Raw genomic sequence first — 21,842 nt, forward strand, 5'->3', positions numbered from 1 at the left:
ATGATGCCCGTGAGGGTCAATGAGCGGATATCGGTGGCGGGGCAGCCCGATCCAGCCGGTTTTGTCGATTTCGCCAAGGAGGGGTTCGCCGCCATTATCAACGCCAGACCCGATGGCGAGGAGCCGGGCCAGCCAGGCAATGCAGCAGAAAAGATTTCCGCTGCCGCCGCCGGGCTTTCCTACAGTTTCGTGCCGGTGAACGGCAAAGAGATTACCGAGGGCGATATCCGCGCCTTTCAAGCGGCGATGACTGAGGCGAAGGGACCGGTCTTCGCTCATTGCAAGAGCGGCACGCGGGCATTGACACTCTATGTGCTGGGCGAGGTGCTCGACGGGCGGATGAAGCCGGAGGACGTCCAGACCTTCGGCGAAGGCCTCGGTTTCGATCTTGCCGGCGCGCGCCGCTGGCTCGAAAAAGCGGCAAGCCAGCGGCTTCAGGTGAAGGCCTTTTTCGAGCCCCGCACCTGCAGCGTGCAATATGTCGCGTCAGATCGGGTGACGAAACGCTGTGCGATCATCGATCCGGTATTCGACTTCGACGAGATGTCGGGCGCGACGGGAACGGTGAGCGCCGACGCCATCCTTGCCTATATCGAGAGCGAGGGGATGACGGTCGAGTGGATACTCGACACACATCCGCATGCCGATCACTTCTCCGCCGCCCATTATCTCAAGGAAAAGACCGGCGCGCAGACGGCGATCGGCGTCCATATCACCGATGTGCAGAGGCTTTGGAAAGAGATCTATAACTGGCCGGCGCTAGCGACCAACGGCTCGCAGTGGGACCGGCTGTTTGCCGATGGCGACACGTTTGAAATCGGCGGCCTTACGGCCCGCGTGATGTTTTCGCCCGGCCATACGCTGGCATCGGTGACCTATGTGATCGGCGACGCCGCCTTTGTGCACGATACGATGTTCACGCCGGATTCAGGGACTGCGCGCGCGGATTTTCCGGGCGGCAGTGCGGCCGCTCTCTGGCACTCGATCCAGGCGATCCTGTCGCTGCCGGAGGAGACCCGCCTCTTTTCCGGCCATGATTACCAGCCGGGCGGTCGTCACCCGCGCTGGGAAAGCACGGTCGCAGCCCAAAAGCGCGCCAATCCGCATATTGCAGGCATGGACGAGGCCGGTTTCGTGGCGCTGCGTCAGGTGCGCGACCGTACGCTGCCCAAGCCGAAGCTGATGCTGCATGCGCTGCAGGTCAACATTCGCGGCGGTCGGCTGCCGGAACCAGAGGAGAATGGCCGCCGGTATCTGAAGATCCCGCTGGATGCCCTATGATGGAGGCGGCGAGGTGCCGACTGCCGTCATGAACTCGCTGGCCTTTTTCCCGGACTGGCCTATGATTTCCCAGAATGTATGCGCCTGGTCGAACGGAGTTTCGAAATGCTCGAACGAAATCAGCTTCCTTTGCGCCCGGCAGCTGCCGGTTTCGCCGTCGCCTGGGTCACGGTCATTGCCGGCGTCAGTGTCGCTCTCAGCCTGCTTTTCGCCTGCGTCACGCCTTTCGTTGCCCTGGCGACAGTCTCGGCTGTCGTTCTTCCCCGGAAGATGGCGATAATGGCGGTGCTGCTCGCCTGGCTTGCCAACCAGACGGTCGGATATCTCATACTCGGCTATCCCCAGACCTTCGACAGTTTTGCTTGGGGGCTGACGATCGGTATCGCCGCATTTGCATCGCTCGCGGCATCACTCGGCGTGCTTCGCCTCAAGGCCGGCCCTGCCGCCACCATGGCCGGCGCCTTTATCGCCGGGTTCGTCGCGTATGAAGCTGTGCTCTTTGCCGCGACGGTAGTGCTTCCGGCCGGCGATGGCGCGTTTTCGGCAGCGGTCGTCGCCGAGGTTCTTTTGATCAATTCTCTCGCTGTGATCGGACTGATCTGCCTGCATGCCGGTGCAGCGGCCGGCCGCGCGCTTGTTGCAGCACAGCCGGGACCGGCGCTGCCTTAGGCCTTTGCCTTCACGCATGTCGTTTCAAAGCTGCCCGGTGGCCTTCCGACGCTGCGCAGAATGTGCGAAGGCGGGTTGAGATAGCGGCCGCCAACGGCTATCTCGTTCAGACCCGCAAGCGGATCCTCCGCCAAACCACAAGGCGCATAGCTTCCATGAGCCCCGATTTCCTCGTTACCCATTCCGGTGGTTTCCATGCCGACGAACTGCTGTCGAGCGTCATCCTGACGCGGCTTTTCCCGCAGGCGCGTCTGATCCGCAGCCGGGCGCCGGAATGGATTACGCCAGCCCCGGACCGGATCATCTATGATGTCGGCGGAGCCTATGATCCTGCCGCGGGCATATTCGATCATCATCAGCGCGGCGCGCCGCTGCGCGACGATGGCCAGCCCTACAGCTCGTTCGGCCTGATCTGGAAGCATTATGGCCGCGAATATCTCGCAGCCTCCGGTCTTCCCGATCATTATGTCGAAGCCCTCCACGCCGCTTTCGACATTGGTTTCGTGCTGCCGATCGACCTGACCGACAATGGCGCGCTCAGCCCTTCGGGTCCTTTGGCGGGCCTGACGCTGCCGGCGCTGCTCGAGACCCTGAAACCGGTGTTCGATGAGGTGGAACCTGAGGCTGACGATCGTGCCTTCCATGCGGCGCTGGCCATTGCACGCCGTTTCATCGATGCCGGGATCGCCCAGAGGGCCGCAAAACTGCGGGCCGAGGCGATCGTGTATCGGGCGATCGGGGCTTCGGCGCAGGGGCGCATTCTGGAATTGCCGAGAGGGATGCCCTTCCGCCCAGCCATCGTCAAGGCCGGCGCCGACCAGCTGCTGTTCGTCGTCCACCCGCGCGAAAAGGATTGGTGCGTGACCGGCATTCGCCGCGCCGACGACGGGTTCGAGCTCCGGGCCGATCTGCCGGCAAGCTGGGCCGGCCTTACCAATGGTGAGCTGGAGGCGGTCTGCGGCATCGAGGGAGCGAGCTTCTGCCATAACGGCCGCTTCATCGCTGCCGCCAAGACCCGAGAGGCGGCGCTTGCCATGGCCGAATTGGCCGTACAAGAGGCGCTTTCGATCCGAGCATAAGTCGGATGGCGCGGCGCCATTCTCCAGCAGATCATCGCGTGCTGACCGGATTTTGGACCGGCATTCGCGTCGGGCCACAGGGTATCGGATTGTGCCCAAGTGCCAGCAATCGTGGAAGCGATTGACTTGCATCCGCGATGGACTAACTTTAACCCCTAGCAACCACCACCCCCGCGCGAATGATGGCCGAGGGTGAGAGTGGCTGGCGACCTTGAGGAGGATGAGGTTTGCCGTGGATTACCGTGTTATTCTGCTGATCGCCGCATCCGTCATTGCCCTTTCCCCTCCCAACGCTGGAGCGCAGGAGGGGGACGCGACGGCCGGCGCCACCGTTTTCAAAAAATGCGCGACCTGTCATATCGTCGAGTCCGATACGAACAAGGTGGGTCCGTCACTGAACAAGCTGTTCGGCCGAAAGGCCGGAACGCATCCTGATTTTGCTTATTCTGCGGGAATGAAGGCGGCCGGCGAAGGTGGTCTCGTCTGGGACGAGACTACGTTGCGTGACTATCTGCACAATCCGAAAGCCAAGGTGAAGGGCACCAAAATGGCCTTTGCAGGGGTGAAGGATGACCAGGAGATCACCAATCTTATCGCCTATCTCAAACAATATTCCCAATGATGGGGAATACTTCCAAATGACGGGTTGCCGGCGGCGGCGCATGCCTAAATCGCCGTAATTGCCGACATTTTCTATTTGTGCGATAATAAACTCGACATTTGTGGAGTGCGGTTTCACGGTCGGTCGGCCCAGGAGGGGCGGAAATGGCTGTTGTACTGGTTCTCGTCCTGGTTGTTGTTGGCTCCGTGCTGTTCCATGTGCTGAGCCCGTGGTGGTGGACGCCGATTGCGTCCAACTGGAGTTATATCGACAACACGCTCGTCATCACCTTCTGGATCACCGGCATCGTCTTCGTGGCGGTGATTTCCTTCATGGCCTATTGCGTCTTCCGCTTCCACCACAGACCGGGCAACCGGGCGCATTATGAGCCCGAAAATCGCAAGCTGGAATTGGTTCTGGCCTCGGGAACGGCGGTTGGCGTTGCGGCAATGCTGGCGCCCGGCCTGATCGTCTGGAACCAGTTCATCACAGTGCCTGCCGATGCCGCATCGGTCGAAGTCGTCAGCCAGCAGTGGCTGTGGAGCTTCCGCCTGCCGGGCGCGGACGGAAAGCTCGGCCGTGCCGAGACGCGTGACGTCACTTCCGACAATCCGCTCGGCCTCGACAAGAACGATGCGAACGGCCTCGACGACATCATCGTCGAAGGCGGCGAGCTTCATCTGCCGATCGGTAAGCCGGTGCATATCCTGCTGCGCTCCGTCGATGTGCTTCATGATTTCTACGTGCCGGAATTCCGCGCGAAGATGGACATGATCCCCGGTATGGTCACCTATTTCTGGCTGACACCGACGCGCACAGGCACGTTCGAGATTCTCTGCGCTGAACTCTGCGGCGTCGGTCATCCACAGATGCGCGGCACCGTCATCGTCGACAGCGAGGCAGACTATCAGACCTGGCTGGGGCAGCAGCAGACATTCACCCAGCTTACGGCGTCATCGGGAGAGCCGCCGCCGGCGAACTGAACCGGGACGACGGCCGGTTTGATCAACCAGCCGGGTATAGGAGGAGATATCATGGTCGAGATTCCGTCCGGCAGCGCAGGTGTCATCCCGCCCGCGGAAGTCGAGGATGTCGAGCTTTATCATCCGCACAGCTGGTGGACGAAATATGTGTTCAGCCAGGATGCCAAGATCATTGCCGTGCAATATTCGCTGACTGCCATCTCGATCGGCCTGGTGGCACTGGTGCTCTCCTGGCTAATGCGGATCCAGCTCGCCTTTCCCGGCTATTTCGCCTTCATCGATGCCGATCACTATTACCAGTTCATCACCATGCACGGCATGATCATGGTGATCTATCTGCTCACCGCGCTCTTTCTCGGCGGCTTCGGCAACTACCTCATCCCGCTGATGGTCGGCGCGCGCGACATGGTGTTTCCTTACGCGAACATGCTGAGCTACTGGATCTATCTCATCGCGGTGCTGATCCTGGCCGCCGGCTTTTTCGCCCCCGGCGGCCCGACAGGCGCGGGCTGGACGCTCTATCCGCCGCAATCCGTTCTATCGGGCACGCCGGGCGGTAAGGACTGGGGCATCCTGCTCATGCTCATCTCGCTGATCGTCTTTATCATCGGTTTCACCATGGGCGGCCTGAACTATGTGGTGACCGTGCTGCAGGGCCGCGCACGAGGCATGACGCTGATGCGGATGCCGCTCACCGTCTGGGGCATATTCACCGCGACGGTGATGGCGCTGCTTGCCTTTCCCGCGCTCTTCGTCGCCTGCGTCATGATGCTGTTCGATCGCCTTCTCGGCACCAGCTTCTTCATGCCCGCCATCGTCGAAATGGGCGAGCAGCTGAAACATGGCGGCGGCAGCCCGATCCTGTTCCAGCACCTCTTCTGGTTCTTCGGGCATCCAGAGGTCTATATCGTCGCACTTCCGGCCTTCGGCATCGTTTCGGATCTCATCAGCACGCATGCGCGCAAGAACATCTTCGGCTACCGCATGATGGTCTGGGCGATCGTCATCATCGGGGGCTTGAGCTTCGTCGTCTGGGCGCATCACATGTATGTCAGCGGCATGCACCCGGCCTTCGGCTTCTTCTTCGCCACCACGACGCTGATCATCGCCATCCCGACGGCGATCAAGGTCTACAACTGGGTGCTGACGCTCTGGCGCGGCGATATCCACCTGACGCTGCCGATGCTCTTCGCACTGGCCTTCATCGTCACCTTCGTCAATGGCGGGCTCACCGGCCTCTTCCTGGGCAACGTCGTCGTCGACGTGCCGCTGTCCGATACCATGTTCGTCGTTGCCCATTTCCACATGGTCATGGGGGTCGCGCCTATCCTCGTCATTTTCGGGGCGATCTATCACTGGTATCCGAAGGTGACGGGACGCATGCTGGACGAGACACTCGGCCACATCCACTTCTGGATCACCTTCCTCGGCACCTATGCGATCTTCTTTCCGATGCATTATCTCGGCCTGCTCGGCGTGCCGCGCCGTTATTTCGAGATGGGAGAAACGGCCTTCGTTCCACCTTCGGCCCATACGCTGAATATCTTCATCACCGTCATGGCGCTCGTCGTCGGCGCCGGACAGATGGTCTTCCTGTTCAATCTCGCCTGGAGCCTTTTCCGGGGCAGGGAGGCGGGCGGCAATCCATGGCGGGCGACGACGCTCGAATGGCAGACGCCTGAGACGCCGCCCGCGCACGGCAATTGGGGCAGAGACCTGCCCGTCGTCTACCGTTGGGCCTATGATTACAGCGTGCCTGGCGCGGCCGAGGATTTCATTCCGCAGAACGTGCCTGCAACGGGCGGCGCCACGCGGGAGATTCCGGCATGAACGTCATGCTGATCTTCCTCGCCGCTGTCGCCGCCATCATCATCTGGTGGCTCTCCGGCCAGAGGTTGGCCTCGAAGCCCTGGCTCGAAACCGGGTCGGTGGAGCTGCCGGCGCATGACGGCGCCGAACGGTCGCCGGTACCGGCAGTCAAGATCGGCCTCTTCGTGTTCCTGGGCGTCGTCGGCGCGCTCTTCAGCCTTGCCGTCAGCGCCTATTTCATGCGTGCGGCCTCGGCCGACTGGTGGGGGATGCCGGTTCCGCGCCTGCTCTGGGTAAATACCGCAGCCCTTGCGCTGAGCAGCGCGGCGCTGCAATGGGCCAAACGCGAAGCGCAGCATGGCCGCATGGAAAGCCTGCGGCCGGCGCTCGTCGCCGCATTTGCGCTTGCCGTCTTCTTTCTCGCCGGGCAGATCCAGGCATGGCGGGAGCTGACGGCGACCGGCTACGTGCTGGCCGACAATCCCGCCAATAGCTTCTTCTATATGCTGACCGGCCTGCACGGCCTGCATATTCTCGGCGGCCTTGCCGTGCTCGCCCACACGACGGTCAGGGCATGTTCAGCCGAAGTGCAGCCGGAGAGGCTGCGGCTCAGCGTCGATCTCTCGGCCATCTATTCGCATTTCATGCTGGCCGTCTGGCTCGCGCTCTTCGCGCTCTTTGCCGGCTGGGCCAACGATTTCGTCGATCTCTGCCGCACATTGATCAATTAGGAGCCGAACCAGGAGGTTTGGACATGATGCAGATTATCCAGACACATGGCGAGCAAGGCCTCAGGCCGGCGGGCCTGCGCGGCGTCGCGGCCGATTTCAGCTCGGATCAGCGCGCCTTCAAGACCGCCTCCTGGGGCAAGGCGATGATGTGGATCTTTCTGCTTAGTGACACCTTCGTCTTCGGCTGTTTCCTGATCGCCTATATGACCGCCCGCATGTCGACGCCCGTCGCCTGGCCCAATCCGAGCGAGGTCTTCGCGCTTCATATCGGCGGCCAGGATGTGCCGCTGATCCTGATCGCGATCATGACCTTCGTGCTGATCTCCAGCAGCGGCACCATGGCGATGGCGGTCAATTTCGGCTATCGCCGCAACCGCCGCGTGACGGCGATACTGATGCTGCTGACGGCACTTCTTGGCGCAACCTTCGTCGGCATGCAGGCTTTCGAATGGACGAAACTGATCACCGAAGGCGTGCGCCCTTGGGAGAACCCATGGGGAGCGGCGCAATTCGGATCGACCTTCTTCATGATCACGGGCTTTCACGGCACCCATGTCACGATCGGCGTGATCTTCCTGCTCATAATCGCCCGGAAGGTGTGGCGGGGCGATTTTGACATAGAGCGGCGTGGTTTTTTCACCAGCCGGCGAGGGCGCTATGAAGCAGTCGAAATCATGGGCCTCTATTGGCATTTCGTCGACCTGGTCTGGGTCTTCATCTTCGCGTTTTTTTATCTGTGGTAGGGCTCTATCTATGGTGAGGTCGTCATGAGCGAGACAACGGCGCATGCCCAAAGCCAAACGGTGCATGCACAAGCACACACGGGACAGCAGCATCCGATCCGGCTCTATCTCTTCGTCTGGGGCCTGCTCTTCGTTCTCAGCGCCTTTTCCTACCTGGTCGATTATTTCGGCATTCAGGGCTATCTCCGATGGACGCTGATCCTTCTGTTCATGATGCTGAAGGCCGGGCTGATCGTTGCGGTCTTCATGCATATGGCCTGGGAGCGGCTGGCGCTCGTCTACGCCATCCTGATGCCGCCGGTGCTGGTGCTGGTCTTCGTGGCACTGATGGTATCGGAATCGCAATACACGATCTTTACGCGGCTCGCCTTTTTCGGCGCAGCCCCTTAAATACCGTCATCGGGGCCGAGCGCGACGCCGGAGATAACTGCCGCGGGCCAGTCTGAACTCCTTTGAACCTTGTCATCGAGCGGGCCAAACACCGCGACGGGAGGCGCCTTATGGCTGAGATCTTGCTGTTTCATCACGTACAAGGGCTGACCCCTGGAGTGCGTGCCTTCGCGGACGCCATCAGGGCGGCGGGCCACATCGTCCACACGCCTGATCTTTTCGATGGACGCACGTTCCATAGCATCGAGGAGGGGCTCGCCCATATCGGCGAGATCGGATTCGACACCATCAGGGAACACGGTGTCCGGCTCGCCGCCGAACTGCCTCCCGAACTGGTCTATGCCGGCTTCTCATTTGGCGTGCTGCCAGCGCAGAAACTGGCACAAACGCGGCCCGGCGCCCGCGGGGCACTGCTTTTCCATTCCTGCCTGCCGATCAGCGGCGAGTGGGCCTTCGGACCCTGGCCAGACGAGGTCCCGGTCCAGATCCACGGCATGGACAAAGATCCGATTTTCGTCGGCGAGGGCGATATCGATGCCGCCCGCGAGATCGTGGCGAAGGTCGCGGACGCGGAGCTTTTTCTCTATCCCGGCGACCAGCACTACTTCGCCGACAACTCGCTTCCGTCATATGACGCCGCTGCGACCGCGCTCCTCACTGCCCGTGTGCTTGAGTTTCTGGGGCGAGTCTGATTCCGTCGTTCACGGCTCGCTCTAACCCGCGGCCGCCAATCCAAAAAATCCCAGATAAACGTGTCCAAAAACATGATGGAGGTCGCGCCGGGCGGCGGACTCGGCGATGATGGCGCCGTTCGCCATTCCGATCTTAGAGCCCCATGATCTTCATTCCTCTTCCCTTCGTCGCTGCCCTCCTGCTGCTCATCCTGTTCGTCGCCGTCCTCAGGCGCGACGAGGAGGCGGCGCCGAACCTGCCCTTCCTGGCGCTGATCCTGCTCTCGGCGCTGCAATCGGTGCTTTCCGGCCTGCGTTGGGGTTATGGCGTGCAGGCGGTGGGGCTGGTTGCGCCGGTGATGGCGGCGATGGTGCCGCCGCTTGCCTATGCCGGGGTTTCCCGGCTGGTGAGGACGAGCCGGCGGCCGCTTGCGGCGCGGATCGGGCTGCATGCCGTGCCCGCTATCCTCATCCTGCTGCTGGTGGCCTTCTGGCGGGACGCGATCGACATGGCGCTGGTGCTCGTCTTCATCGGTTATGCCCTGGCGATCCTGCTTTTGATGCGCCCGGGGGCGGACGCGCTGCGGCTCGCGCCCTTCGAAGGCGCCGCGCCGGCCTATCGGGCCATCATCTTCGCGGCCGGCGCACTGTGTCTCTCGGCCGCCGTCGATACTCTCGTCTTTCTCGATTTGACCTCGGCGCATGGTGAGCGGGCACTGGCGCTGATCAGCACCGGAAATCTCGTCGGCCTCGTCATCCTCGGCATTGCAGCGGCGGCCGCCAGCCGCAGCTCTGTCCCCTCCGAGCCGGCGGAGGCCGCGCCCAGGCCCGATGCCAGCGAAGACAAGGAGACGATTGCAGCGGTCGACGCGCTGATGGAAGCGAAGAAGCTCTATCGCGACGCCAATCTCAACCTGGACCGGCTCGCCCGCAAGGCCGGCATCCCGACCCGCCAGATCTCGGCGGCGATCAACCGGGCGATGGACAAGAACGTCTCGCAATATGTCAACGACTACAGGATCGGCGAGGCCTGCCGCCTGCTGTCCGCCACCAAAAAATCGGTGACCGAGGTGATGTTCGAGGTTGGCTTCCAGACGAAGTCGAACTTCAATCGGGAGTTCAGGCGCGTGACCAATATGACGCCGGTGGCTTGGCGGCAGCAGAGGGGGTGAGGTGCGGAGCCACCCGGCCACCAGTGTGCTATCAATAATTCGCGCAACGTGTGCACTCAGCCACATGCCCGTCCTTCGAGGTTCCGGCCTATGGTCGACGCATCTTAAGATGAGGGCTGGTCTTTATGCCGCATGGGGAGAGGCGGACCAGTGTGCTGTGTTGCTGAGGTTGTAAGCCACGCTCTGCCTCTGGCAAGCCAAGCGCCGCCCTCTCTCCAACCTCATCCTGGTGCCCCATAGGGGCTTCGAAGAACGAGGGCGGCCACGTCGCCTCTCTTTCCCGACACCGCGTACACAATCACGATCGAGGCATGCCTGAAACATGTTCGAGGTCGCGGTCTTTTCGCCGGCAGCCATTCTGTCGGCATGAACACAACATCGGAACATGAACGAAACCTTGCCGCCAGGATCAGATCGCTGTCGATCGAGCGCGCGGCCTTCGAGACGGAGCCGCCGGAGCGCCGAGTCCGGCGGCGGGGGTTCCCGACGAGGCTGGCCCTTGCGGGGGCAGTGTCGCTGGCGGCGTGTCTTCTTTATCGGCCGAATGCGCTGGAGCGGATCGAGACCGCGCTTGCAAGATTTATGGATGATGACGCAGGTGTATCGGCTGGTGGGGCGGCGTTGCCAGTCGCGGCTGAGAATGCGGCGGTTGACGAAGCCACGCCAACTCCGGGCACCGCCGCACCGAACCGGGGTGCGGGCGCGCCAAGCCGTGAGATCACAGGCTCCGGTTATGTCGTGGCGCCCGACATCGCCACCGTTTTTTCCAAATATGAGGGGCGAATCGTCGCCGTCGAGGTCGAGGCGGGCTATCGGGTAGCGGCCGGCCAGGTGCTCGTGCGGCTTGATGATGCGGGCGCACGCTTCGCCCTCCGGGGCGCTTATATAGCAGGGCGGATGGCGGAACTGGCGCTGGACGCGAGGAATATTGCGCTCGTCCAGGCGCGGTCTTCGCTGGATCGTGCAGAGCGGTTGGTTCAGCGTGACGCCATGTCGGCCGAGGCGCTGGAGGCAGCGCGCACCGCCTTCGCTACGGCCGGGAATGCCGTGGCACAGGCAAGACAGAATCTCGACAAGGCGAAGCTCGATATCGACAGGGCGCGCGAGCAGATGGAGGCGCTCACCGTGCGGGCGCCGATTTCCGGCACCGTGACGCGGCTTGATGCGCATGCCGGCGACACGGTGCTGTCGCGCGAAGATAGCGTGCGGGAGAACGAAAGCCTGCTTGCCATCACCAATACGGCAAGCCTGGTCATCGATGCCGATGTGGCCGAGGCCAATATGGCGCTGCTGCGACCGGGTCTCAAAGGCGAGGCGGTGCTCGACGGCTTCCCCGATAAACCGTTCGCGGTCGAAGTGGCGAAAGTTGCGCCGGTCATTTCCAAGGAAAAGGGCACAGTGAACTTGCGCCTGTCGCCCTCTTCGCCGCCACCGGGCATGCGGCCTGCAATGGCGGCGCGCGTCCGGCTGGTGGTGGGCGAGGAGGCTCATCACCCGTCCTCGTCCTTCGAGGCTCCTCACGGGGGTCCTCAGGATGAGGGCTGATCGGTCGGCCGCGAACATTCGAGCCCATAAGCAGTCAACCACAAAGGAGCAGAACCATGACCTACACCACAGAACCTTATATCGCCCTTGCTGGCGTCAGGAAGTCCTTCCGAATCGGTGCGGAGACGATTTCGATTTTTTCGGGACTCGATCTCTCCATTCCGCGCGGCGATTTCGTCGCGGTCATGGGACCGTCTGGTTCCGGGAAATCGACATTGCTCAACATGCTCGGTGGTATCGACAGCCCGGATGCCGGCGAAATCAGGGTCGGCCGCAGCCATCTCGAGCAGATGGGCGAAGGGGCAAGGGCGGTCTGGCGGGCACATGCCATGGGCATCGTCTTCCAGTTTTACAATCTGCTGCCAATGCTGAATGCGGCGGAGAATATCGAGTTGCCGCTACTGTTGAAGCCGCTCGGCCGCAAGGAGCGGCGGGCTCGCGTCGATACGGCCATGGATCTCGTCGGGCTTGCGGGCCGGCAGCGGCAGTTTCCGTCGAGCATGTCGGGCGGGCAGCAGCAGCGCGTTGGCATTGCCCGCGCCATCGTCACCGATCCCGACCTCATTCTCTGCGATGAGCCGACCGGCGATCTGGATCGCAAATCCGCCGATGATATCCTGGAGATGCTGAGTTTTCTCAATCGCGAGCTTCAGAAGACCATCATCATGGTCACGCATGATCCCGAGGCCGCTTCCTTTGCCCGGCGCACGCTGCGTCTCAACAAGGGCGAATTCGTCAGCGAGGAAAGGGCGGGCCGATGACGTTCCTCCAGCTCATGCGGCGCAATGCCTGGCGCAAGCGGCTGCGCTCCATTTTGCTGATGTTTTCAGTCGGCATCGCCTTCCTGATCTACGGGCTTACGGCGAGCTTCGTCAGCGGCAGCCAAGGCGCGGCCGGCGCCAGCGATAATCTGCTCGGTGTCTTCAACAAGTCCAGCCGCGGGCTGCCGCTGCCGCTTGCTTACCTCAACCGGATCGCGGCTGACGTCGATGTCGCCGCGGTTGCCTATACCGCACGCATGCGGGGCTTCGTCGAGGTCGAAAAGAATGTGGTTGCCGTCAGCGCCGTCGATCCACAGGCGATCGCCGCGGCCAACGGCGACGAGCTCAAACTGACGCCGGAGCTGATCGCGGCATTGGAAGAGGCCGGTGATCGGGTGCTGGTCGGGAGGGCACTGGCGGAAGCCGAGGGCTGGTCGATCGGCCAGCGCATCGGCTTTACCGGGCAGCTTGCCAGGGCTGACGGCAACCGCAATTGGAGCTTCACGATCGCCGGTATTTTTGAGGGTGCGGATGCCAGAACCGATACCTATTTCATGCTCGCCCGCTACGACGCCCTCAATGCCGCTCGTGCGCGCAACAAGGATACGGTTGACGCCTTCGTGGTACGTCCGCGCCCGGGGGTGTCGCCAAGTGTGCTGGCGGCGCGGATCGATGCTCTATTCGCCAATTCGGCGGCGCAGACGAGGACGCAGTCGGAAAAGCAGTTTCTTGAAGCGTTTCTCCGGCAATTCGCTGACATCGGCCTGATCGTCAGCCTCGTCGTGGGTGCGGCCTTCGTCACCATCCTGATGATCGCGGTCAACACTATGCTCTTTGCGGTGAGGGAGCGGCGTTTCGAGATCGGCGTCTTGAAGGTGCTCGGCTTTTCCAGTCCGCGGATCCTCGCGCTCATTCTTGGCGAGACGTTGTTTATTTTTCTTGTCGGCGGCGCGGGCGGACTTGTTCTCGCCAAGCTTGCGACGCTTTCCATCGGACCGGAGTTCGGCCTCGTCTTCGGCGCGAGCGTGCTTGCGAAATCTCTCGCCATCATAGCGGGGCTCGGCCTGCTGACCGGGCTGTTGCCTGCCGTGACCGCCGTGCGCCTGCCCATCGCCAACGCCTTCAGAACGAGATAATCCAATGCCATCAACGCTCAAGCAGACCTTTCTTATGATCAGAGTCAACCTTGGCAGCCTGCCGCGACGGCTGTGGATCTCGTTGTCGATGGTGCTATCGGTCGCCCTTGTCGTGGCGGTGCTCTCAGGTTTCCTGGCGATGGCGCGTGGCTTCGAGGCCGTCCTCGCCAGCGCCGGCTCGCCTGATATCGCCGTTATTCTCGGCGGCGGCACCAACCAGGAGACTGGTTCCGAGGTGCCGGCCGAGGCGACCCGCAGTCTTGCGGCCATGAGCGCCGACACCGGGATCGCCCGCGACGGCGCAGGCGGGCTGGCATTGTCGCGTGAAACCGTCGTTCCCGTCGATGTGAGACAAGGCGAAGGCGTCGAGCAGACGCTGTCGCTTAGAGGCATGGATCCGGCAGGCCCGGGTCTGCGTGAACGCGCGCGGCTTTCGCAGGGGCGGCTGTTTTCGCCAGGAGCGCGCGAGATCGTCGTCGGCGCCCGCGTCGCCGACGCCTTTCCCGGGTTCGCGGTCGGCGAGACGATCCGGCTGGGCGCACTCGATTGGAGGATCATCGGGCATTTCACTTCGGGCGGCAGCGCCTTTGAATCGGAGATCTGGGCGGATCTGGAGGCGGTGCAATCGGCTTTCGACCGACAGGGGCAGGTGCAGAGCCTGCGTGTGCGGCTCGACGGCGGAGGCGATCCCGCAAGAGCACTGGCGGCGTTGCGTGACCGCCTGCCGGCTTTGCCCGGCATGCCGCTCGTGGCGGTTTCCGAGGCTGATCTTTACGCCGGCCAGGCCGAGCGCACCGAAAGCCTGATCCGCCTATTCGGCTGGCCGATCGCGCTACTGATGGCGATTGGTGCGGCGGCGGGCGCCTTGAATACGATGATGAGTTCGGTTTCCGACCGCAGCGTCGAAATCGCGACGCTACGCCTCCTCGGCTTTGCCCGCCTGCCGGCCTTCGCCGCTACCTGGGTGGAGGCGGTGCTCCTGTCGGTGGCCGGCGCCGGCCTCGGTGTCTTCGCCTCCAAGCTCGGTTTCGACGGTTGGCAGGCAAGCACGATGGGCGCCAACAATACCAGGATGGCCTTTCAGCTCGACGTCACGCTGGACGCGGTCTTCACCGCCGGCCTGCTGGGCCTTGCCATCGGCATCCTCGGCGGCGCCCTGCCGGCGATTGCCGCCGCCCGGCTGCCGCTGACTTCGGCTTTGCAGGCGAGGGGGGAATGGCGCTGAGATGATCACCCACACCTGATTCGAGACGGCCCCTCGGGCGTTCTCACCATTGGGCTAATCGGCATGCGTGGCGCTTTGGCTTGAGCGTAAGCGAGAGCAGAATCACTACGGTGCAGCCTGAAGGAGAGATATCTCCCGCCCCCGTTCCTTAATTTATTCCCCTTCAAGTCGCTGTTTTCTCGACTCTAGTTGCAGCTTTTCAGCGCCTTATCATAGCCGGCGCCATTGCCTGTGGAGTAAAGCCCGTAAACCGGTCCGCTGCCGCATTGCCAACATCTTCTCGCCTTCTTGCCGTGGACGGTTGCCCCCGCCGCAGGCGATTGGCCGATCCCGGCCGGTCTCAGTGGCGACATAGCGATCCGACGAACAGGGCAACATTGGCGATATGACAATCTACTATGTGAACTCAGCAACTGGCTCCGACCGCAACGCTGGGACGAACCAGAACTCGGCTTTTGCGACTTTGTCCAAAGTGGAATCCTTAGCGCTGAAACCAGGCGACAGCGTGCTCCTTGCCAAAGGGAGCGTATTCAACGAACAGTTTGATATCAAATATTCAGGCAGCGAGAGCGCGCCGATCAAAATCGGCAGTTACGGAACGGGGGCGGCACCCGTCATCCATAGCGGCGGTGACGGCATTCATAGCCTTTATGCGTCGAACATTGTTATCGAGAACCTTAAAATAACAAATAGCGGTGGTTCGGCCATCTCTGGCGGCAGCGTTTCGAACTGGACGGTTCGCCATGTCGAAGTCGACAAGGCGGGATTGTCGCGCGAAGTAGGTTCCGTGAATTTCCGCAATAGCAGGGACATCACGATCGAGAACAGCAAGATCTCGGCCGGGAAGGGCGACGGCTTCTGGATCGAAAAAGTCGAGGGCGTCAAGCTTCTCAACAATACCGTGACGAACAGCCACGGTGCCACGGCCGATGCCGTCCAGGTGAACGACAGCAGCAACATCGTGATCCGGGGCAATCATCTCGACCAGACGCATGCAGATAGCCCCAAAGGCGTCATCGTGCTCATCAGACCGGTGAACGCGGTGGTTGAGGACAATACTCTGAGCGGCGGCGGCTTCGGCATCAGCGCGCAAGCGGGCAAGAACGTCGCCATCCACGACAATGATATATCGGGATTTCACGGTTACGACTGGTCCTTCGCCATCGGTCTCGGTGATCAGGGCAACACGCGGGATTATGATATATCGGGAAATCACATCCATGACGGCGCATGGGGCGTGGTCATTACCGATCCCGCCGACAGCGCCAGCTATATCCGCACGAATATCCAAGTCCATGACAATGTCTTCGACGACCTCACGCAGGCGGCGCTGAAGGTCGACAGGCCAGCGTCCGGCTCCTTTTACAACAATACGATCGAGAGCGGCGTAGAGGCGACCAGCATATCGCCGGCCATCGCCGACGCGCACACCTTTTCCGTCAGCAACAACCATACGGTCACCAGTGTCGAGACGGTGCTGGCGAGTTCTGATGCCAGGTCCGCCGCAATGACGGATGCGAACGTGGATCCGGCGGTCGTCGCCGTCCATGACAATTTGAAGATCATCACCGATACCGGCGATGCCCATCACGGTAATCTCCTCAAAAACGACAGCTCGGACAACGGGACCCTGGCGCTCCGCCGCTTCGGTGACCAAAGCGTCGGCAAGCACGGTCTGACGCTGACCGGTGAATACGGCGTCATCCACGTGGACCGGGAGGGCAATTATGCCTATACGCTTGATGAGACGAAGCTCTCCGACCACGGCGGACACGTCAGCGAATCCTTCAGCTACGGGATCAATGACGGGACCTCGCATCACAGCGACGGGGATACGCTGACCGTCTTCGTCCATCTGGATGGTTTGCTGAGCTGATGTAAGGTGGCGGGCTGATCGCCCGTTCCTCGTCCTTCGACGCTTCGCACCTGATCTCAAGGTGCCCTAAGGCCTCGAAGGACGAGGGCGGCGGTTCGAATGAGGGCTGATCCACGCGGTAACCTCGCCCCTACCTCCGTGACAGCACGGCAGGTTACCGTTCATTCACCTTTTAGTCGCTGTTCTCTAGATTATTTTCTCGAAGGTTGTATTCTCCCAGGCGCAGCCTCCGCAAGGCGCCTCTCCGGAGCAAGGCAGGCCAGTCCCTGTCGACGCCGTAACGGCAATCGAAGGCCGTGTTGATATGGCCTTCAGTCCCTACCGCATCCGATCCACTCGTTGCAGCTGAGCCAGACGGTTGCGCGACAATGCGAGAACAAGGCGATATGACAATCTATTATGTGAATTCAGCGACGGGCTCCAACGCCAATGCCGGAACCAGTGCAGACGCGCCTTTTGCGTCGTTCTGGGCAGTGGAAAACCTGAAGCTGCAGCCGGGCGATAGCGTGCTGCTTGCGGCCGGCACCGTCTATAACGATCAGCTCGACCTGAAATATTCCGGCACCGTCGATGCCCCGATCACCATCGGCAGCTATGGGGTCGGCGACGCGCCTGTCATTCACAGCCCCAATGATGCCATTCACAGTCTCTATACGTCGAACATCGTCATCGAGAATATCAAGATCTCAGACACCGGCGGCGCAGCCATCTATGGTGGTTATGTCTCAAATTGGACCGTTCGTAATGTCGAGGTCGATCACACCGGATTGTCGAAATCCGGGTCCATCACCTTCCGGACCGGCTCCAACATCACCATCGAAAACAGTACGATCAATGACGTCAACGGCGACGGCATTTGGATTGAGAAGATCAACGGGGTCACTCTCCTCAACAACACCGTCACGAACGCCCACGGCACTGCGGCGGATGCCGTCCAGCTAAACGACAGCAGCAACATCGTCATCACCGGCAATTATCTCGATCAGACCGGTGCGGTGACGCCGAAGGGAGTACTGACGCTCATCCGGCCTGTGGACGCGGTGATCGAGGGGAACACCATCCTTGGCGGCAGCTTCGGGATCAGCGCGCAGGCCGGCACGGATATTGCTATCCATGACAACGATATATCCGGCTATGGCGGCTACAGCTGGTCTTACGCCATCGGTCTTGGCGATACGGGCGATACGCGCAACTACGATATATCAGGCAACTATATCCATGACGGCGTCTGGGGCGTGTCGGTCAGCTCCGCCGGCACGACGACCTATGTTCGCGAGGGCATCGATATTTACGGCAATCTCTTCGATGACCTGACCCAGGCAGCATTGAAGGTCGACCGGCCGGCATCCGGATCCTTCCATGACAATTTCATCGCGAGTGATGTCACGCCATATAGCATCTCCCCCTCGATCATCGCCGCAGGCACGTTTCCCGTCAGCGATAACACGATCATCGAAGAAGGTCCTACCACGCTTGCAAGCGCCGACAGCCTCGCCGCCGCGGATGCGAGCGTCAGCCTCGTATCGGACACCGGGGTCACATCCCACAATGACCTGAAACTTGCTGCCGACAAGATTGCTGCGGATAAGGTCGGCGCCCATCACGACAATCCCATCTGGGAAAACGGTGTATCGGATGAAACCCTGCTGCTTCGTCACTTCGGCAAGGCGGCTGTCGAAAAGCACGGGTTGACACTCGGCAACGGCGATCACGGCGTCACCATCGAAGCCGCTGATCTTGCTGGCCCGGAAAACGGCAGCGAAATTTCGCACCATGAGATCACGCCTCAGCCGTTGCATCATTCAGAAGCGGACCCGGTGATCGCCTCTATCCTTCATCACGGCGTGCTGCACTGAGGATAGCCGGACGCACGCCGCTACGGCGAGAAGCCGTGGCGGCAGGGACCATCAGAGGTCGCCGAGCAGCGTTCGCAAGACGTCGGCTTCTATTTCCGCGCAGATGATCTCGTATTCAGCGACGATCGCAGAATCGGCCGACAATCCTTGCGCATGCTGTCGAGGACGGAGCAGGCTTCGCCATAGGCGCCGCACAGCTCATAGAGATGGGGTTGGCCCGCTGCGGCGGCTCTGATCGTCGCCCGCGTGGCAGGCAGCCTCAGCATCAATCTCGCCAGCCCCTCCCGGTGGTATGCTTGGCTATATGGGCGATGCTTCCTTCTCTGACGATGCCACCATCCCTCGCGGTCTGTGTTCTGCCGTCGAGGGGAAATACGCAGAAATGCTGCCGTTGGTTTCATGATGCGTGTGGAAAGGGCTCACCCGTCGCTCCGCTGCTATCGGCTCAGGAAGAGAGGCCGATCGTAATCGTGGCGGAAAGCACGCCGCCACCCAGCTTTTCAAAATCGAAGATGTGATCGGTGGCATCCTGCGGAACGAGGCCGTCGTCGTCGTTGCGCGTATCGCGGCGGGGGCGTCCACGATAATCGGGATGCTCACCATAGATGATGTCGCTCAAGGCATCGTCGAAATAGACCTGGCTGACGAGAAGCTCCTTGCCATCCACGAGGATGCGGCAATGAACATGCGGCGTGCGGCCACTATACCATCCCGGATAGGCGGTCAGAAAACTTGCCTGGCCGGTCATGTCAGTCAGCTGGCGACCGCGAAAGGCGAGCCCGCTTATCGCCTCGGCATCACCAAGCGTACACATCTTCGCAGCCTCTCGGCCGGAATAGATACCACGGTGATCGGTATGCCAGATTTCGATATCGGCGTTTTCGACCGGCAGGCAATCGGCTGCATGGACGATGCGGAGGGCCAGCCGCAACGGTAGTCCGGCTTCTCCTTCCGAGATGTCCTGGCGGGCCGGGACGTCGTTGACATGGCAGGGACCAAGGGTCTGGGCGATGGTCACGAGGCAATCGGGCGAGTGCGGAAGAGCGGCGCGGGCAGCTTTTCCAAGGCGACAGACTTGGTGCCGCCACTCAGGAAATCGGTGCCCTTCCAGGCGAATGTCCTGGCTGCCGCCACGACATGTCGCCGCGGCCAGATTGCCGCAGCAACGACCGACGATGCGGCAATCGCGGCGCCGCCAAGTACAAGAGTCCGCCTCTTCATATGCTCTCCTTTGTCTCGGGACTTGGCGTGTAAGGGGGATAGGCCGGGACTTCCAATTAAATCCCGGCAATGATCGACGGTGACGAGGCTGCCGCCGCGAAGCAGGGCGAGGCCATCAGACTTTATATGGCAACCTGTTCGCCAAGCTCGACGACGCGGTTGGACGGCAGGTTGAAATAGTCGGAGGGGTCGATGGCAAAGCCTTCCAGAGCCATGAATATGCGTTCCTGCCAGCCGGGCAGGCCGGTGTTCGGCGTCCTGACGAGGTTGCGGCGACCGAGATAGAAGGACGTTTTCATGATCTCGAACTTGAAGCCTCCCTCCCGGCAGAGAGCCAGCGCCCTAGTGACATCGGGCTCGTCCATGAAGCCGAAGGTGATATCGAGACGCACGAAACGCGGCGACAGCTGGCTGATTTTGGTGCGCCTGCTGTCGGGAACGTAAGGTTCATCCTCGGTCCAGACCGTCAGGATGACGTTCTGCTCGTGAAGCACGTGGTTATGCTTGAGATTGTGGAGCAGGACATTCGGCGTCCTGTCGGGGAGGCTCGTCAGGAAGACCGCCGTTCCCGGAACCGTAACCGGCGAATGATCGGACTTTCGCTCGATCGAGCGGATGAAGGAATCGAGCGGGATCTCGTTGTTCGCGCGCAGCCGCTTCAGATAGGCCTGCCCGCGTGTCCATGTCCACATCAGCATCATAATCACCAGTGCCAGGGCGACAGGAACCCAACCACCATCGTAGATCTTCAGCAGATTGGCCGCCAGGAAAACGACTTCGATGACCAAGAGCGGCAGCAGCACGCCAGCGGCGAGCACGAGAGAATAACCCCAGACGGCGCGGAGAAACTGGAAGGCCAGCATGGTTGTGATCACCATGGCCCCAGTCACCGAGATGCCGTAGGCCGTCGCCAGGGATTCCGAGTCGCCGAAGGAAAAAATCAGCATCAGCACGCCGATCAGCAGGAGAAGATTGACGCTCGGCACGTAAATCTGGCCGGTGTTGGTCTCCGAGGTGAACTTGATCCGCAGCCTTGGCAGAAAGCCGAGGTGAACCGCCTGGCGGGCCAACGAAAATGCGCCGGTGATCACGGCCTGGCTCGCGATGATTGTAGCCAGTGTCGCCAGGAGAACCACCGGCAGCAAGGCCCAGTCGGGATACATCAGAAAGAACGGATCGGCGATCGCAGCAGGTTGGCTGAGGACGAGAGCGCCCTGGCCGAGATAATTCAGCAGTAATGCCGGAAAGACGAGCACGAACCACGCCGTGTTAATCGGCCGCCGCCCGAAATGCCCGAGATCGGCATACAGCGCTTCGGCACCCGTCACCGTCAGAAAAACGGCGCCGAGCACAATGAGGCCGACGGTGCCGGCATGGGCGAGGAACGAGACTGCGTTGATGGGATTGATCGCGGCGAGAATTCTCCAGTCGTCGCCGATATGGATGACGCCGCCTGCCGCCATGGTAAGGAACCACAATACCGTTATCGGCCCGAAAAACATTGAAACAGCGGCGGTTCCGCGCGACTGCGCGGCAAACAGAGCGATCATGATTGCTGCCGACATTGGCGGAACATACTCGGCAAAGGTCGGCGTGACCAGCTTCAGGCCTTCGAGCGCTGACATGACCGAGAGGGCAGGCGTGATCATCGCATCGCCGATGAAGAGGGCTGCTCCGATCAGGCCCGCGAAGAACAGCACGGGCACGTTTCGTCCCATCTTTTTCATCAGGAGGGCAAGAAGCGAGAGGGTGCCACCTTCGCCGTCATTGTCCGCCCTGAGAAGGAACAGAACATATTTGAAGGTCACGATCACGGTTAGCGTCCAGACCATCAGCGAAATGAGACCAATTACCTCGAACTCGTGAACGCCATCGGCCGTGAACGGTCTGAGCGCCTCGCGAAAGGCGTAAAGCGGGCTGGTGCCGATATCACCATAGACGACGCCGACGGCGCCAACGACCAATCCGACAAAGCCGGTTCGGCTGACGGCATCACCGGTTTTGTCTGCATGTGTTGAAGTCATGTTTCCCCGCTCACGCCGCTTGCCTGCATGCAGAAACATATGCCGCATTGAAGAAGGGCAAGTAAATTC

Annotated in this window: 18 protein-coding genes and 2 pseudogenes; 17 read left to right on the forward strand and 3 right to left on the reverse strand. The window is 61.4% G+C overall.

From position 1 onward, the window contains the following. The 17 genes from blh to HJC00_RS13325 all read left to right on the forward strand — a co-directional run bounded on the left by blh (position 1) and on the right by HJC00_RS13325 (position 18,528). Complete coding sequence (blh, locus tag HJC00_RS13245; protein ID WP_210630876.1) at positions 1-1,281, forward strand: bifunctional sulfur transferase/dioxygenase Blh; 1,281 nt, start codon at positions 1-3, stop codon at positions 1,279-1,281. Between the two features lie 105 nt (positions 1,282-1,386). Continuing rightward, positions 1,387-1,950, forward strand: coding sequence for a hypothetical protein (locus HJC00_RS13250; RefSeq protein WP_221145381.1), 564 nt, complete (start codon positions 1,387-1,389; stop codon positions 1,948-1,950). 155 nt (positions 1,951-2,105) lie between these two features. Continuing rightward, positions 2,106-3,029, forward strand: a complete 924-nt coding sequence (locus HJC00_RS13255) for an MYG1 family protein (protein WP_221164156.1) — start codon at positions 2,106-2,108, stop codon at positions 3,027-3,029. A gap of 232 nt (positions 3,030-3,261) precedes the next feature. Continuing rightward, the gene (locus HJC00_RS13260; protein WP_221153477.1) at positions 3,262-3,651 is read left to right on the forward strand and encodes a cytochrome c family protein; all 390 of its coding nucleotides are present in this window, start codon (positions 3,262-3,264) and stop codon (positions 3,649-3,651) included. 143 nt (positions 3,652-3,794) lie between these two features. Continuing rightward, a complete protein-coding gene (locus tag HJC00_RS13265; protein WP_221145375.1) occupies positions 3,795-4,613 on the forward strand; it encodes a cytochrome c oxidase subunit II in 819 nt (272 codons plus the stop codon). A gap of 51 nt (positions 4,614-4,664) precedes the next feature. Then, positions 4,665-6,443 carry a cytochrome c oxidase subunit I gene (gene ctaD, locus HJC00_RS13270; protein ID WP_210630881.1) on the forward strand — a complete coding sequence of 593 codons (1,779 nt, stop codon included), beginning with the start codon at positions 4,665-4,667 and terminating at the stop codon, positions 6,441-6,443. Beyond that, the gene (locus HJC00_RS13275; RefSeq protein ID WP_210630882.1) at positions 6,440-7,153 is read left to right on the forward strand and encodes a cytochrome c oxidase subunit 3; all 714 of its coding nucleotides are present in this window, start codon (positions 6,440-6,442) and stop codon (positions 7,151-7,153) included. Before ctaD ends, HJC00_RS13275 begins: the two co-directional genes overlap by 4 nt. Positions 7,154-7,176: 23 nt before the next feature. Beyond that, a complete protein-coding gene (locus HJC00_RS13280) occupies positions 7,177-7,896 on the forward strand; it encodes a heme-copper oxidase subunit III family protein (RefSeq protein ID WP_210630883.1) in 720 nt (239 codons plus the stop codon). A 24-nt stretch (positions 7,897-7,920) separates the two neighbouring features. Beyond that, positions 7,921-8,286: a cytochrome C oxidase subunit IV family protein gene (locus HJC00_RS13285; protein WP_210630884.1), complete on the forward strand. Its 366-nt coding sequence runs from the start codon at positions 7,921-7,923 to the stop codon at positions 8,284-8,286. A 110-nt stretch (positions 8,287-8,396) separates the two neighbouring features. Then, on the forward strand, positions 8,397-8,978 hold the full coding sequence (locus HJC00_RS13290; RefSeq protein WP_221164157.1) for a dienelactone hydrolase family protein: 582 nt from the start codon (positions 8,397-8,399) through the stop codon (positions 8,976-8,978). Between the two features lie 143 nt (positions 8,979-9,121). After that, positions 9,122-10,129 (forward strand): AraC family transcriptional regulator, encoded by a 1,008-nt coding sequence (locus HJC00_RS13295; RefSeq protein ID WP_221122688.1) that lies wholly within the window; start codon positions 9,122-9,124, stop codon positions 10,127-10,129. A gap of 366 nt (positions 10,130-10,495) precedes the next feature. Further along, positions 10,496-11,674 (forward strand): efflux RND transporter periplasmic adaptor subunit, encoded by a 1,179-nt coding sequence (locus HJC00_RS13300; protein ID WP_259672249.1) that lies wholly within the window; start codon positions 10,496-10,498, stop codon positions 11,672-11,674. 56 nt (positions 11,675-11,730) lie between these two features. Continuing rightward, positions 11,731-12,435 (forward strand): ABC transporter ATP-binding protein, encoded by a 705-nt coding sequence (locus HJC00_RS13305; protein WP_210630887.1) that lies wholly within the window; start codon positions 11,731-11,733, stop codon positions 12,433-12,435. Beyond that, positions 12,432-13,571: an ABC transporter permease gene (locus tag HJC00_RS13310; RefSeq protein ID WP_221145371.1), complete on the forward strand. Its 1,140-nt coding sequence runs from the start codon at positions 12,432-12,434 to the stop codon at positions 13,569-13,571. Before HJC00_RS13305 ends, HJC00_RS13310 begins: the two co-directional genes overlap by 4 nt. A 4-nt stretch (positions 13,572-13,575) precedes the next feature. Beyond that, positions 13,576-14,796, forward strand: coding sequence for an ABC transporter permease (locus HJC00_RS13315; RefSeq protein ID WP_221153479.1), 1,221 nt, complete (start codon positions 13,576-13,578; stop codon positions 14,794-14,796). 385 nt (positions 14,797-15,181) lie between these two features. Continuing rightward, on the forward strand, positions 15,182-16,672 hold the full coding sequence (locus HJC00_RS13320) for a right-handed parallel beta-helix repeat-containing protein (RefSeq protein WP_221164158.1): 1,491 nt from the start codon (positions 15,182-15,184) through the stop codon (positions 16,670-16,672). A gap of 386 nt (positions 16,673-17,058) precedes the next feature. Then, the gene (locus HJC00_RS13325; RefSeq protein WP_210630891.1) at positions 17,059-18,528 is read left to right on the forward strand and encodes a right-handed parallel beta-helix repeat-containing protein; all 1,470 of its coding nucleotides are present in this window, start codon (positions 17,059-17,061) and stop codon (positions 18,526-18,528) included. Between the two features lie 51 nt (positions 18,529-18,579). Here HJC00_RS13325 and HJC00_RS32510 read toward each other — a convergent pair. From HJC00_RS32510 to HJC00_RS13335, 3 genes and pseudogenes are all read right to left on the reverse strand, one after another. Next, positions 18,580-18,929, reverse strand: a pseudogene (locus HJC00_RS32510) (nodulation protein). A 44-nt stretch (positions 18,930-18,973) separates the two neighbouring features. Continuing rightward, positions 18,974-19,749, reverse strand: a pseudogene (locus HJC00_RS13330) (protocatechuate 3,4-dioxygenase). 122 nt (positions 19,750-19,871) lie between these two features. Beyond that, positions 19,872-21,773 (reverse strand): potassium transporter Kup, encoded by a 1,902-nt coding sequence (locus tag HJC00_RS13335; protein WP_221164159.1) that lies wholly within the window; start codon positions 21,771-21,773, stop codon positions 19,872-19,874. Between the last annotated feature and the right edge of the window lie 69 nt (positions 21,774-21,842).

It is taken from the genome of Rhizobium sp. NLR22b, from assembly GCF_019685295.1.
Lineage (GTDB): Bacteria > Pseudomonadota > Alphaproteobacteria > Rhizobiales > Rhizobiaceae > Rhizobium.